The following is a 14,071-nucleotide window of genomic DNA, read 5'->3' as shown; positions in this document are numbered from 1 at the left end:
CGGGAGGACGTCCGCGCTGCCGGAGTCTTTAGTCCCCAGGTCGGCGGCAGTGCGGCCCGGCCAGGTCGCCGAGATCCGGAAGAAGATTCAGCCCAGCACCGGGGATCCGGCTTTCGCGCGAAGGTCCCCCCTTTCGCCCTAGAGCGACCGAATGTGACCTGGCACACTTTTCCTAGGGACGAAGGGGGAGTTCGCCGTGGACAGCACGACGCGAACGACGATTGTTTCGCACTATTCGCCGCATTTCGACCTGCCGAACGCGCAACTGGCCGTCGGGCTCGACGGGCACGTCTACCTGGCTTCGCACATGCCCGGAACCGGGCACGTGCTGCGGCTGAAGCAGGACGGGACGCTGCTCGGCTCCGGGCCGGTCGGCGCGGGAACGACGGCCGTCGCGGTCAACGCGCAGGGCACCATCGCCACCGCACAGTCGTATCTGCTGCGGCGGGCGGACGTGCAAGACCCGGACTTCGCGCTCCTCGCCGGGCTCGAACTATTCAAAGCCGGCGAGAGCCTCCGGACCCCGTGCACCGTCGAGCCCGGCAACGTCAGCGGCGACTTCTACACCGTCGACCAGCACGCACCGGCGCTGATCCGGTTCAACGCCGGGGGACAGATCGCGCGGATCCCGCTGCCCGGGCTCGCCCCGGCGCTGGTGGACCCCGAAAGGAACGATGCCGACGCCGTAGCGCTGCGGATCTCCGAAAAGGCCAACCTGGCGTGCGTGGCCTGGCCCGGCGGCATCCTGGCGGCCTTCGACCTGAACGGGAACCCGGTGTGGCAGGACCACGCCATCACTCCCGACGGGGAGCGGCGCACCGCGTTCGACATGGCCGGCGACGGCACCGTTTTCGTCTTCGCGGCCGGTCAGACCGGAAACCCCCCGAAGATCACCGTCCGCCCGCGCACGGGGGCCGTCTCCGAGATTCCCGCGCCCGCCAGCCCATTCGGCATGGAATCGCTGCGGGTCCTCAACGACGACACCTTTCTGTTCAAGCGCCTCGATCCGATGACGCTGTTCGAGACCTATCCGCGCAGCGGCGGCAAAGCGACGCTCATCCCCGCGGACGTTTCGAAGGTGGCGCTGACCTTCCCGACCGGGCCGTGGCAACCGGGCGCGCAACTCGGCCTCACGGTCGCGGTCACCGGAGGAGCCGCGCGGCCCGCGCCACGGCTGCGCTGCTGGCTGCGTCCGGTCGGCGTGCCGGAATTCGCCGAACTGCCCACGACCCCGGGCACCGGCGGCGAGTTGCGCATCCAAGTGCCCGCCGACGCGCGGGGCTACTACCAGCTGCGGGTCTCCCCCGATGTCGCTGGGCGCTACAGCGAGTACGCGGTCGACGGGCTGGTCGAGATCCGCCCGGCGAACGCCGGCACGCTCGCGATCCTCACCCCGCTCAACCGGTTCTCCTACGGTCAAGGCGAACCGGTCCGCGTCACGATCGTCCCCGGCGCCGCGCCGGCCCCGCCGGCGAGCGTCCACCTGGAGGTCCGCAAGGACGGCGTGCTCGTGACCGCGCAGGACGTGCCGCTGACGATGAGCACGTCCGCCAAGCGCGTCCAAGGCCAGGTCGCCTTCGACAGCACGCAGTGGCAGCCCGGGCGTTGCGTCCTCGACGCGACCGTCCCCGGGTTCGCCGTCGCGCCGCAGTACCTGGAGATCGGCCCGGCACAGCGGCCCGCGTACGCGCTGATCCGGCACGGCGACTACGAGGACGGCTTTCCCTACGATCCGGTGCGCGGCGCGCCCTACTTGCCGAATCTCGGCCACAGCCCGGACATCGCCGCCGCGCATGTGGAACGGATGCGCCGGATCGGCTTCACCCGCTTCGCCGACCGGCTGGGCGGATTCACGCCCACCCCGGACACTGTCCGGCCGACCGCCTCCGCTCGGGGGGACTTCGGCACGTCGACCGCTCAGGATCCGGCGTCCTTCGCCGCGGACAAGCTGACCTTCGAGGACTTCCGGCACCGCGCCATCGCCGGCTATGGCGCGCACGGGCTGGAGGAGCAGCCGATCCTGCTCAACATGGACGCGTGGGTCCCGCTGCTGAAGGAACACGGCAGCGGGGACAACCGCGAGCCGGGCGAGGCGAACCAAGCGATCACCCTGCTCTCGACCTGGCTGAAGGACTACCGCGGGTTCCGCGGCTGGACGTGGGCGGCGAACTGGTGGGTGATCAAGCAGGGCGCTCAGGCGGCGCTGCCGTCCGAGGCGGCCGCTTACGCCGCGGCGCTGAAGTCGATCCGGGAAACCGGGAACTGGCAGGGCGGCGGGGTGCTGGAAACCGTGTCGGACCGCGTCTTCGCGGTCAAGCCGGATCTCGCCGCACAGTTCCGCCAGACGCTGGCCGGCGTCGACAAGACCCGCGTCACGGCCATGTCCTCGCCTGCCCGCGCGCCGCAGACCTCGCCGCCGCGGCTGTTCGCGAACGTCGACGAGGTGGAGCTGCACCTGCAGTGGGAGCAGCTCGGGCCGCCGATGACGACGGCGTTCCAGGTCGACTACTACCGCCGCCCGGGCAAGCCGGTGTGGGGACACCCCGAGGGGATCGCCAACGACGACGGCACCGGCGGGATGATCCTTCCGCTGCTGCTGCAACTGGCGATGCGCGGAGCGGACGGCGCGGGCATCGACGGATTCCTGGACCTGCACAAGTGGGGCGAGCCGCAAGAGCCCCGTTCCGGCGGCGACGGGCCCGATCCCGCCGATCCGCGTTCGGGCGGGGCGGGCAAGGTTTCCGTGCTGCGCGCGGGTTTCGCGCTGCTGAGCCGGTTCGGGCCGCTCACCGCCGCGGCGCGGAACGCCAACCGGGTGGCGATCGTGGTGTCCACCCGGATGCTGCGCCTCGACGCCGGCGGCACCCCCAGCGATGCCGACTTCTACAGCTACTACCACGGAACGATCGGCAGCAGGTATTTCGACTCGCTGCTCGAGGCCTACAACGCCTGCCTGATGGCGCACCGGCCCGCGTCGTTCGTGTTCGCCGAAGAAGCCAGCGCCGACGTGCTGCGCCGGTACGACGCGGTGCTGCTGGTCCGCCAGCAGGTCATGCCGGAGGACGAGCTGTTGCACGCCCTCTACGACAGCACGGTGCAGGTGTATTTCGACGATGCCTGCCACCCCGCCGTGATCGAGAAACTCTCGCCGCGCGACGCGCCGCTGAGCGCCTACCCGTTCGGGTTCGCCTTCGACCGGATCGCCCGGCAGGGACACGACCTCGGGCTCAGCGTCACCAATTCCGAAGCGACCTACCTGCGGCATCGCGACTACTACTTGCAGGCCGCCCAAGGGGTGCGCGCGGCGCTGAGCGGCGTCCGCCCGGTCGCCGAGTGCGACAACCCCGAGGTGCTGCTCAGCGAGTGGACCGACGGCGGTGTCCGCTACCTGTGGGCGGTCAACAACACCCTGTTCGATTGGGAGCCGAGCGTGATGTGGCGGGTCAGCACGGTGCCCGCGCACCGGGTGCCGCTGCTGGCGAAACTGCGCGTCGAACTGCCGCCGGGGTACCGGATCGTGGACCTGCTGACCGGCGAGGCCGTAGGCGACGCGGACGGCGTGTTCACCGCCGACCTGCGCACCGTGCCCGGACGGATGTACGCCGTGGCACCGCCCGGGTTCACCAGCCCGGTGCCGCCCGCGCCGGACCTGTTCGGGCCGCATGTACGCGATCTCGCGGTCGCCGCGGACGGTTCGAGCGCCGCGCTCACCTGTTTCAACTGGGACCACAACGTCTACGGCCTCGATCTGGCGACCGGGGCGACGTCGTGGCGGCGGAAACTCGGGCACTTCTTCGCGTTCACGCCGTCGGCGCACAGCGGCGGATTCGACGTGATGGGCTACGACCTGGACACCGCCGAGGGCTACCACCTCTACTCGCTCGGCCCCGACGGCGTCCCGCAGCGCCGGTTCGCGCTGTTCGGCCTGCCGAAGAAGGCGACCGACCGGGCGTTCGCCGAGTGGCAGTACGACGCCGGGCTGGCCAACTTCGCCGCGGCCCCGAACGGCGCCTGGGTCGCGACCTCCGGCGATCTCGGCCTGGCCGTGTGGAACCGCACGGACGGCTCCGAACGGTGGGCACAGCAGTGGTGGCAGAGCCAGCACGTCACCGAGGTGGAGTGGCGAACCAGGCGCGCTCCGAAGCGGCTGCTCGCGGTGGACGACGACACGCTCGTCACGCTGGCCGACAACGCCGTCACCGCACTGGCCGCCAAGGACGGGAGTCTCTTGTGGACGGTGCCGGCACCGGTGCTGGGCACCTTCACCGGCGGCACCGTCAGCGCCGACCGGCACACGGTCGTGGCCGTGACGAACAGCGAAGGCGGCCGGGTCCTGGTGCTCCGGGACGGCCAGATTGTCAGCGCGATCCCCACGTCGGCGAGCGAGGTTTCGGTGTCCGGCGACGGCTCGTTCCTGGTGCTGGCCCGCGCGCAGCAACTCGCCGCGTACGACGCCGCGGGCACTCTGCGGTGGACCTACACCGGCGACGACTTCCTGCGCCGGCCCCGGATTTCGCCGGACGGGCAACGGATCGCCGTCGGCAGCGAACTGGGCAGCCTGGTCGTGCTCAGCGCCGCGGGCGAGGTGCTGGCCGAGACCGACCTGCGGGCGCTGCCGGTCCCGGCCTGGCTGCCCGGCGGCGATCTGCTCGCCGCGACCTGGATGGGCACCGTCGTGCGCTTCGACGCGCAGCTGCGGCCCAAGTGGCGGACGCTGCTGGCTCCGGCGGAGGAAGACGCGCGGGCCGGGTTGCGGCGCGCCGATCGGACGCCGACAGCCCGGCGCGGCGGCTGGGGCACCGACGTCCAGCCGCAAGTGCCGTCGGCCAACCTTCTCGCGGACACCCGGGCCTTGCTCGCGCCGCACGTCGTGTACGGCCACGCGGTCACCGGTTCCGTTCAACCGCCGTGGAATCACGACCCGGAGCACCCGCCGATCGACTCGATCCTGTGGCAGAGCAACGACTGGTACGACGGCCGTTACGCGCCGCCCGGCCGGCCGTGGCTGCGCACCGACGACCTCAATGCGATCGGGGACCGCACCATCGACCGGATGGTGATCGAGATCGACACCTACCGCACCCTGCTGGAGGTCACGGGCGTCACGGTGGTCGAAGACCCGGACCACCCCGAGAGCTGGATGCGCGACGTCCTCCTGCAGTGGTTCGACATCGGCTCCGGCGGGTGGCGCGACGGCCCGATGCTCCTGGCCGACATCCGGCCGAACCCCGCAGCCGCGCCGCCGGTCGTGCACCGGCACGCTTTCGACCGGGTCCGCGCCTCGAGGTTCCGGCTCGCGAGCACCGGCGGCGTCTGGCCCAGCGGCAACCTGCGGCTGAGCGAGCTGGTTTTCGAGGGGCGAACGGCAGGCTGTTCGCACCGCGACGTCGTGCTCGGGAATCCGGTGGCGGTCCTGTTCGACGGGCAGCCGCTGCCCGCGGCCTTCAACAACGGCCTCACGCTCCGGGACGGCGCCGGATACGGGGGCGGGAAGTGCTTGGAGCTGCCCGCCGCGGCGGAGTCCGCACCCGTCGGCTGGTATCGGCAGTTCTGGGACAACCTGCGCGACTGGGACTTCACTGTCAGCCAGAACCCGGGGCCCGGCGAGTACCGCTACCTGCGGTTCTACTGGCGGCAGCACCCCGCCACGCCCGGCGTGACGACGGGGATGTCGCTGCGGATCGGCCCGGGCACCTCGAACCCGTCCCTCGTCGTGACAGCGGGCAACTACTCCTGGCCGACCTCGTACCTGACCGCGGGGACACCGCTGCTGCCGGATTTGCCGTCGTCCGACTGGAAGCAGGTCGACGTCGACCTGTGGACGCAGATCGGCGGCACGGTTCCGCTGCGCGCGATCCGCTTCGGCGCCAAGGACGCCGGCATGCTGGTCGACCGGATCCTGCTCGGCCGCACGCTCGCCGACCTGGAGGCCTACGAAAGAGCCCACCATCCGGGATTTCCCCCGGCGCCGGCGTAACCGAAGCCGAGATTCGTCGGCACGCCTAGGCCGCTCAGCCTGCTCAAGCAGGCCCCGATCCGCAGTGGAGAGATACCCCCGGGGGCATGTGCAATGCCCCCGGGGGTATCGTCGAGCTCAACGGGAAGGAGCAGCCGTGCAGCTGAGTTTGTCCCGCACCTACGACGGCGCGGGTTTCGACGACGTGATGGCCAAGACGCGAACCGCACTCGCCGGCGGCGGTTTCGGCGTGCTGACCGAGATCGACGTGCGGGCGACCATGCGCGAGAAACTGGACGAGCGGATGGAGCGCTACACCATCCTGGGCGCGTGCAATCCCCCGCTCGCCCACCGTGCGCTCACCGCGACCCGCGAGATCGGATTGCTGTTGCCCTGCAACGTAGTCGTCCGCGAAAGCGAGACCGGAGGCACGATCGTCGAGGCGATCAATCCCGCGATGATGGCCGAAGTCGCGACAGGCGTCGCCGAGGTCGCCGCGGAGGCCGCTGAGCGACTTGAGTCCGCGCTCGACGCACTCGATCGGGAACTGACATGACCGGGGTGGTGCTCTACGCGGACCCGGTGTGCCCGTACGGCTGGCTCGCCTGCCGCTGGCTCGCCGACGCGGAAACAGAGTTCTCGGTGCGGCCGATGAGCCTCTCCGTCCTCAACGAAGGCCAGACCGTGCCGGAGTCCCAGCGCCAGCGGATCGAGGACTCGCTGCGCGCCGGCCGGGTCCTCGCCGCGATTGAGGACCCGGCGGCGGCCGCCCGGTTCCATTTCACGCTCGCCCGCCGCATTCACGAGCAGCGGCAGCCGGTCGACCACGCTGTGCTTCGCGCAGCCTTGCGCGAGGCCGAACTGCCGGAAGACCTTGCGGACCAAGCGAATTCCGCCGACGCGGACCCGGCCGTGCGCAGCGCGCATCAGACGAGCCAGGACGCGCTCGGCGAAACCGGCGGCAGCCCGATCACCGAGATCGGCGGCCGGGCCTTCTTCGGTCCCGTGCTCACCGAACTGCCCACCCCGGCCGAGGGACGCGCCCTGCTCGACGCCCTGCGCACGACCGCCGCCGTCCCGGCGTTCGCCGAACTCCGCCGGCCGCGCGCCGGCGCGCCGACGATCCCGGAAGGATGACCATGTGCCGTCCCGTTTCGTGCCGCACGTGCGGCAAAACCACCTGGGCCGGATGCGGCCAGCATGTCGCCCAGGTCAAAGCCGCCGTCCCCGCGGCGCAGTGGTGCCCCGGCCATCCCGCCGAACCGCGGCCGCCGCGCTCGTGGCCGTGGCGCAAGCGCCGCTCCTGAACCACTCCGAACTTCACCGACCAGTCAGGAAGAGGACCCGATGATCGGCGACCAGGACACCGTCACCCAGGTGCGCAACCGGCTCCGCCGCGCGCAAGGCCAGCTCGCCGGCGTCATCTCGATGATCGACGAGGGCCGCGATTGCAAGGACGTGGTCACCCAGCTCGCCGCGGTCTCCCGCGCGCTCGACCGGGCTGGGTTCAAGATCATCGCCAGCGGCCTGCGCGAATGCGTCTCCACGGACGGCGAAGGCAACGAGGCCGCGATGACCGAGGAACAGCTCGAGAAGCTCTTCCTCACGCTCGCCTGAGCTCGGCGTCCACGCCGCGGCCGAGCCGGATCGCCGAGACGAGGAAGAAGATCCCGCCCAGGACCGCGTATCCGGCCACGGCCGCCAGCGGCGGGTTCGGCGCGCCCGCGCTCAGGATGAAGTTCGCCCCGGCCAGCACTGAGATGCCGCCGCTCAGGATCATCGGCCACTGGCCGCCCATCCCGCGCCTGCCGACCGCCACGACCAGCTGGACCAACCCGGCCGCGACGGCCCACGCACCCCAAACCCGCAGCACCGCCGGGACTCCGGACGCGCTGGCGACCGCGAAGCCGATTCCGGCCAGCAGGCTGATCGCGATGTTCACGTACAGCCCGGCCGCACGGGACGAGCGCGCGTCCACGATCGCGGCGGCGACGTCGAACAGCGGATACCCGACGACGAGCACGACCCCGATCGGGCCGACGTGCGACTTCGAGGTGAGAAACAGCAGCGCCGCCCAGACGACGGCGAACGCGAACCGGACGAAATACAGCCGACGCAACGGGGCCGCAGTTGCGGTGGCAGGTGTGTCAACGATGGTCACGGGGATCCTTCCCAGGCACAGGTAGAACGAACGTTCTGTCTCCCTGAAGCCTGTCGGGACACCCCTGGCAGCGTCAAGGCTGCAGGGTCTTTCCGAAGTCTTACGTCGCCAGTCTTACGTCACCGCGGAGCCGAGGCGGAACCGCAGGATGCCGTCGACGCCCTGAAGGAACGTCTCGCCGACCGCAGCCGCGTCAGTCAGGCAGCCGGACGCCATCGCGCCGTCGCGCAGCAGCACGAAATGCCGTCCCGCGGGCTCCGGCGGAGTGTCGCCGATCTGTGCGAGGAGGTCCGTGATCGTGCGCAGGAACCAGTCCCGGTGCGCGAGGACAGCTTGGTGCACGGGGTGTTCGGGGTCCGGGTACTCCGCCGCCGCGTTCAGGAAGGCGCAGCCACGGAAGTGCGCGGACTGGATGCCCTCCGCGATGAATCCGGCGATGGCGCGCAGGGCGTCGGCCGCGGGCGGGTTGCCGGAGAGGATTTTGCCGATTCCGTCGCGCTCCATCTCGGAGACGCCCTGGAGATACGCGACGACGAGGTCTTCTTTGCCCGGGAAATGCCGGTACAGCGTGGCCCGGGTGACCTTGGCCTCCGCGACGATCCGGTCGATCCCGACCGAGTGGAGGCCTTCGGCGTAGAAGATCCGGGTGGCCGTCGCGAGCAGCCTCGACCGCGCTTCGGACACCTGGATCTTCTGCACCACAACGGCAACGCTAGCAGAGCCGCGTTACCCGGCCAGGTGGTCGCTGATCTGGGCGAACACCGCCTCCAGCGGCGGCACCGGGACCGACGGCGACATCAGGTGCGATCCGTAGTGCGCGATCACCAGGTCCCGCCCCGGGCTGACCTGCAGGCGCTGGCCGTGGATGCCCCGCGCGCCGAACGTGCCGTGGCCGTCGCCGGGGACCCACCAGAAATTGTGGTAGCCGATCGGCCGCGCAGCACCGGTCGGCAAGGCGCGCTGGGCAGGCCCCGGCGGCACGTTGGCCAGGTCGGCGACGACGCGTTCCGGCACGATCTGCCGATCGCCGACCGCCCCGCCGCGACGGAGCATCTCCCCGGTCCTGGCAAGGTCGCGAAGGGTTGCGCTGTAGCGGCCGCAGGCGATCTCCGTGCCGGTCGGATCCAGGCAGTAAGCCCCGTCCTCGTCCGCGCCGAGCCGGGACCAGACCCGTTCGCTCCACAGATCGGCAAGGCTGACTCCGGTGACGCGGCGGAGGGCTTCCGCGACGGCCTCGGTGTTTCCGTTGTCGTAGCGGAATTCGGTTCCCGGCGGTGCGACGGCCCGCGCGGTGGCGAGGTGTTCTTTGACGCTGGTCGGGCCGGTGTAGCCAGCGGGCCGGGTCACGATGCCGACGGCGGCGAAATACCGTTGTGCCTCAAGGGGTTTGCAGAACGGCCGTCCGCCGTAGTCCATCACCGTGCCCATGTGCAGCAGGTGCTGGATCGTGACGTCGCCGAATGCGGTGCCAGCGAGTTCGGGTGCGTAGTGGGCCAGCGGTTGATCCGCGTCGAGCACGCCTTCGTCCAGGAGCATCGCGGCGAGCAGCCCGGTCCACGACTTCGCGACCGACGCGGACAGATGGACGTCGTGCGGCCGCATGCCGTGGAAGTACCGCTCGTACACGATCTTTCCCCGGTGCGCCACCAGGATCGCGTCGGTTTCCGCGCTGGCCAGGAACTCGGCCAGGGTGACCTCCGGTGCGCCGACAAGCAGGTCGTCGAGGTCGTGGGAGTCCTCGGGCAGGTCCCAGCGCGGGCCAGAGCCGCGCCACACGCGCCGGGTCGGGCCGGTTTCCCTGGCGCGCGTCATGCCGAGCCGGACGAAGGCCGGGTCGACGTAGCCGCGGCTCCAATAAGCATTGTCCAGTGTGTACGGAGTGGTCACGGTTTCTCCTTGGCTACAGCGAGTGCGGCGATGCGCCGGGCGTCGCGCTCCGGGCGGACGAAGAACAGCGCGGCCAGCCCGCCCGCGATCATCAGGACACCGGGAATGGCGAACGCGGTGGCGAAACCGGCCGCCGGTCCGTCGGCAGCCTCGACCAACCGACCGGTGAGATACGGCGCGACCAACCCGGCGACGGTGACCAGCGCGACGCTGACCGACAGCACCGCCCCGCGCTGCGCGGGCGGGCTGATCTCGCTGTTGACCGTCTGCCCGTTGGCGAAAGTGACGCCGTGGAAGCTGAACGCCACGGCGATCAGGACGATCCGCAGCGCGGGTTGCGTGACCGTCGGCAGCAGCACCATCGCCAAGCCCGCCAAGATCAGCACGCAGCCGCCGAGGATGCCGCGGGCGATCCGGCTGGGCACGCCGAGATGCAGCAGCCACTGGGTGATCGCGCCGTGCGCGAAGGTCAGGATCAGCCCGGCCACCCACGGAATCGTCGTGATCGCGGCGGCCTCGCCGGCGCTGTAGCCGAGCGCCATTTCGAGGTAGGACGGCAGCCAGGCCACCATCAGCGTGGACGTCCAGTACGCGCCGAACGCGCCCATGAATCCGCCGAGCCACGTTCCCGACAGCAGGATCCGCCGGTACGGAACGCGGCTGGCCGGGACCGGCACCGCACCGGCCGGGGCGAGGTCGACCGGGCCGTCGCGGCCGATCACCAGCCACAGCAGGCACCAGACACAGCCCACCAGGAACATGGCCAGGAACGCGGCCCGCCAGCCGAAGTGCACGATCACCACGGTGAGCAGCGGGGTCGCGATCGCCCCGCCCAGCGCGCCGCCGCCGACGATCAGCGCGCTCGGGATGTTGCGCCTGGCGTTGGGAAACCAGCTGTAGGCGGCGTGCAAGGCCATCGGCTGCGCGGGCCCTTCGGCGGCGCCGAGCACGATCCGGCTGATCAGGAGCAATCCGACGCCGCTCGCGGCGACCACGGACACCTGCGTCACCGCCCAGACCAGCGCGAGCGCCAGCAGGATCCACCGCGTCGAGATCCGGCTCGACGCGAAGCCGACGGCCAGCGCGCACACGCTGAACAGGAAGAAGAACGCGCTGGACAGCAGGCCGTACTGAGACGGGCTCAGCCCGAACTCGTGCATGATCGGGCGCGCGGCCAGTCCGAGGACGGCCTTGTCGCCGTAGTTGATCAACATGAACAGCAGCAGCATCGCCACCACCGACCAGCGGCGCAGCCAGCTGCTCCTGGCAACGCCGTCCGTGAGCGCGGCCGATCGCGGCCGGGTGCCGGCGGGCTTCATCGCTGGGTCCCGGACGGCAGGAGCAGAGCTTTGGCGATTCCGTTCTTCTGGATTTCCGACGACCCGGTGAGCACCCGGAACATCCGCAAGCGACGGAACAGCCACTCGACCTCGGCCCCGCGGACAAGCCCGGCCTTGCCGTGGATCTGCACCGCCCCGTCGGCGATGCGGAAGGCGTTCTCCGCGACGAACAGCTTGCACATGAACGCCTCCGTGCTCGGTTTGCTGCCGGAGTCCAATTCGGACAGTGCGTCGTACGTCATGGCGCGGGCCGCGTAGTACGAGGTGGCCATGTCGGCGATCTTGTGCTGGATGGACTGCAGCGCCGCCAGCGGGCCGCCGAACACCTGACGGGTGCGCGCGAATTCGATGGTGAGCTCCAATGCGCGGCGGGCGTGGCCGAGCACCGTCGGACAGTGCAGCAGCCGGTTGGTGGTGACCCGGCCGAGCCCGATGCGCAGCCCGTCGCCGACCCGGCCGAGCAGCTGCCGCGGGCCGACATAGCAGTCGTCGAGGATGATGTCGGACTCGATGTGCTGGCCGGACATCGGAACCTCGCCGTCGGCGACCGTGCAGCCCGGCGAGTCCAGATCGACCAGGAACGCCGAATAGCTCTCCTCCTCCCCCGCCATCCGGGCGACCAGCACGGAGAAGTCCGCGATCGGGCCCGCCGAGGAGAACACCTTGTGACCGGTGATCCGCCAGCCGTCGCCGTCCGGGGTCGCCGTGGTGTGCATGGCCCGCACATCCGACCCGGCATTGGTTTCGGTGAGCGAGAAGCAGCACGCGCGCTCGCCGCGAACCACCGGCAACAGGTACCGCTCGCGCTGGTCTTCGGTGGCCGTCGTGAAGATCGCGCCGGCGCGCAGCGGGCCGCCCAGGTCGCCGAGCACACAGTGGTACAGGATCCGGCCGGACGCGCCGACCTCCTCCTTGAGCGCAGCCAATTCGGTGTAGCTCAGGTCGAGGCCGCCGTACTCGCTGGGCAGGTGGACGCCGTAGAAACCCAGCTCCCGGCAGCGTTTCCACACCGGTTCGATCATGGCCCGGGTCAGCGGGGTCTCCGGGGTCAGCCCGAGAGCGGCTTCGTAATCGGCGAGTTCGCCCGCCAGGTATTCGCGCAATCGGCCGACCAGGTCCGCCAGCCGCGGGTTGTCGTCGTATGCCGGGGCAAGGGTGAAGGACATGCCGGGCCTCCTCAGTGGACTTTCCGGGCTTCGCCCGCCCAATACCGGTCCCGCACCGCGCGCCGGTCGATCTTGCCGTTGCGGTTCACCGGGAGTTCGTCGGCGAAATCCACCGAACGGGGCTTTTTGATGCGTGCCAACCGTTCCGCGCAGAACTCGATCAGTTCCTCGGCAGTGACCGCAGATCGGCGGACGACGACCGCCTTCACCGCTTCGCCCCACTGCTCGTCGGGCACGCCCACCACGCACGCCTCGGAAACGGCGGGATGCTCGTAGAGAACGGACTCCACTTCGGTGCAGAAAATGTTGTAGCCGCCGGAGATGATCATGTCCTTCTTGCGGTCCACAATGAACAGATAGCCGTCGGCACGCAGGTAGCCGATGTCGCCGGTGTACACCCAGCCGTCCCGGAAGGTCTCCGCGGACAGACCCGGCTCGTGCCAGTACTCCGTCACGCAGTCCGGACCGCGCACCACCACCTCGCCGAGTTCCCCGGCAGGCACTGGCTGTCCTTCGTCGTCGACCACCCGGACCTCGGAGTCGAACAACGGCCGCCCGGCCGAGGACAGCAGTTCCGGGTCTTCCTCGATCCCCCGCACGACGTCGGCGCAGGTCAACACCGTGACGCCGCTCGTGGTCTCGCCTTGGCCGTAGCCCTGCATCACCACCGGCCCGAACGCCGCCACCGCGTCGCGCAACCGCTGTGGCGACACCGGCGCGCCGCCCACCCGCAGGCAGCGCAGCGAGGACACGGCCGCGGTGTGGACGGCGGGATGGGACAGCACCATGTTCAGCATCACCGGCACCAGGAACGTCGAGGTGATCCGTTCTTTCTCGACCGCCTCCAGAAACTCCACCGCACCGAACCGCGGCAGCACCACCGCGGTCGCGCCCCGCGAAAACGCTGCCAGCAAACCCATTCCGGTCGCGTGCGTGATCGGGCCCGCCGCGAGGTACCGCTCCTCGGCGGACGGCGCGCCTTCCGGACTCATCAGCCGCTTGCGCATGTTCGCCAGCCGGTTTCCGGTCGTCTGCACCGCCGCCTTGAGCTTCCCCGTGGATCCCGACGTGAAGTGCAGGACCGACGGATCTTCCGCGCCCACCTCGACCGCGACCGGCTCGGGCGACCCCGCGGCCAGCACGTCGGCATAGGACCGGGCGTCGGGCGTGCGACCGTCGTAATCGATCAGCGAACACGCGGTCCCGACAGCCGCCTTCTGTGCCGCATCCGCGTGCTCGGCATCGACCAGCAGCACCCGCACGTCCGCGTCCGCCAGGATGTGCTCAACCTCGCCCGCGGACAGCCGCGCGCTGATCGGCACGCGCAGGAAACCGCCCTTGTAGCAAGCGATCTCGGTCTCCACGAGCTCCGCGCTGTTGCCGGAGAAGGTGGCCACCGCCTGCCCGGGCTCGAGGCCGGACGCGAGCAGCGCGGACGCCAGCCGGTTCGTCCGCTCTTCCAGTTCGCGGTAGTTCCACCGCCGCTCGCCGCACACCAGCGCCTGTTGATCGGGCCAGAACGTGCTGGCACGGGTGACATAGCTGCCCAGGTTCACGGCGA

10 protein-coding genes are annotated in these 14,071 nt (G+C 70.4%); 4 read left to right on the top strand and 6 right to left on the bottom strand.

The window, feature by feature from the left end:
* Positions 1-196 precede the first annotated feature (196 nt).
* The 4 genes from ABD156_RS18545 to ABD156_RS18530 all read left to right on the top strand — a co-directional run bounded on the left by ABD156_RS18545 (position 197) and on the right by ABD156_RS18530 (position 7,573).
* Positions 197-5,977: an outer membrane protein assembly factor BamB family protein gene (locus ABD156_RS18545; RefSeq protein WP_344274604.1), complete on the top strand. Its 5,781-nt coding sequence runs from the start codon at positions 197-199 to the stop codon at positions 5,975-5,977.
* Between the two features lie 136 nt (positions 5,978-6,113).
* Complete coding sequence (locus tag ABD156_RS18540; RefSeq protein WP_344274601.1) at positions 6,114-6,512, top strand: DUF302 domain-containing protein; 399 nt, start codon at positions 6,114-6,116, stop codon at positions 6,510-6,512.
* A complete protein-coding gene (locus ABD156_RS18535; RefSeq protein ID WP_344274598.1) occupies positions 6,509-7,093 on the top strand; it encodes a mycothiol-dependent nitroreductase Rv2466c family protein in 585 nt (194 codons plus the stop codon). The genes ABD156_RS18540 and ABD156_RS18535 overlap by 4 nt, the downstream gene beginning before the upstream one ends.
* Positions 7,094-7,303: 210 nt before the next feature.
* Entirely contained in the window at positions 7,304-7,573 is a 270-nt protein-coding gene (locus ABD156_RS18530; protein WP_344274595.1) for a metal-sensitive transcriptional regulator, read from the top strand.
* Here the strand turns inward: ABD156_RS18530 and ABD156_RS18525 are convergent.
* The 6 genes from ABD156_RS18525 to ABD156_RS18500 all read right to left on the bottom strand — a co-directional run bounded on the left by ABD156_RS18525 (position 7,560) and on the right by ABD156_RS18500 (position 14,066).
* A complete protein-coding gene (locus ABD156_RS18525; RefSeq protein WP_344274592.1) occupies positions 7,560-8,117 on the bottom strand; it encodes a hypothetical protein in 558 nt (185 codons plus the stop codon). The genes ABD156_RS18530 and ABD156_RS18525 overlap by 14 nt on opposite strands.
* Before the next feature lie 114 nt (positions 8,118-8,231).
* Positions 8,232-8,801, bottom strand: coding sequence for a TetR/AcrR family transcriptional regulator (locus tag ABD156_RS18520; RefSeq protein WP_344277596.1), 570 nt, complete (start codon positions 8,799-8,801; stop codon positions 8,232-8,234).
* Positions 8,802-8,843: 42 nt separating this feature from the next.
* Positions 8,844-10,004 carry a serine hydrolase domain-containing protein gene (locus tag ABD156_RS18515; RefSeq protein WP_344274589.1) on the bottom strand — a complete coding sequence of 387 codons (1,161 nt, stop codon included), beginning with the start codon at positions 10,002-10,004 and terminating at the stop codon, positions 8,844-8,846.
* Positions 10,001-11,323, bottom strand: coding sequence for an MFS transporter (locus ABD156_RS18510; protein ID WP_344274586.1), 1,323 nt, complete (start codon positions 11,321-11,323; stop codon positions 10,001-10,003). Before ABD156_RS18510 ends, ABD156_RS18515 begins: the two co-directional genes overlap by 4 nt.
* Complete coding sequence (locus ABD156_RS18505; protein ID WP_344274583.1) at positions 11,320-12,510, bottom strand: acyl-CoA dehydrogenase family protein; 1,191 nt, start codon at positions 12,508-12,510, stop codon at positions 11,320-11,322. Before ABD156_RS18505 ends, ABD156_RS18510 begins: the two co-directional genes overlap by 4 nt.
* Positions 12,511-12,521: 11 nt before the next feature.
* Positions 12,522-14,066 (bottom strand): AMP-binding protein, encoded by a 1,545-nt coding sequence (locus ABD156_RS18500; RefSeq protein ID WP_344274581.1) that lies wholly within the window; start codon positions 14,064-14,066, stop codon positions 12,522-12,524.
* Between the last annotated feature and the right edge of the window lie 5 nt (positions 14,067-14,071).

It is taken from the genome of Amycolatopsis albidoflavus (genome assembly GCF_039525725.1).
Lineage (GTDB): Bacteria > Actinomycetota > Actinomycetes > Mycobacteriales > Pseudonocardiaceae > Amycolatopsis > Amycolatopsis albidoflava.
The sequence above is the reverse complement of the archived record's forward strand: the minus strand, read 5'-3'. Positions and strand labels throughout refer to the sequence as shown.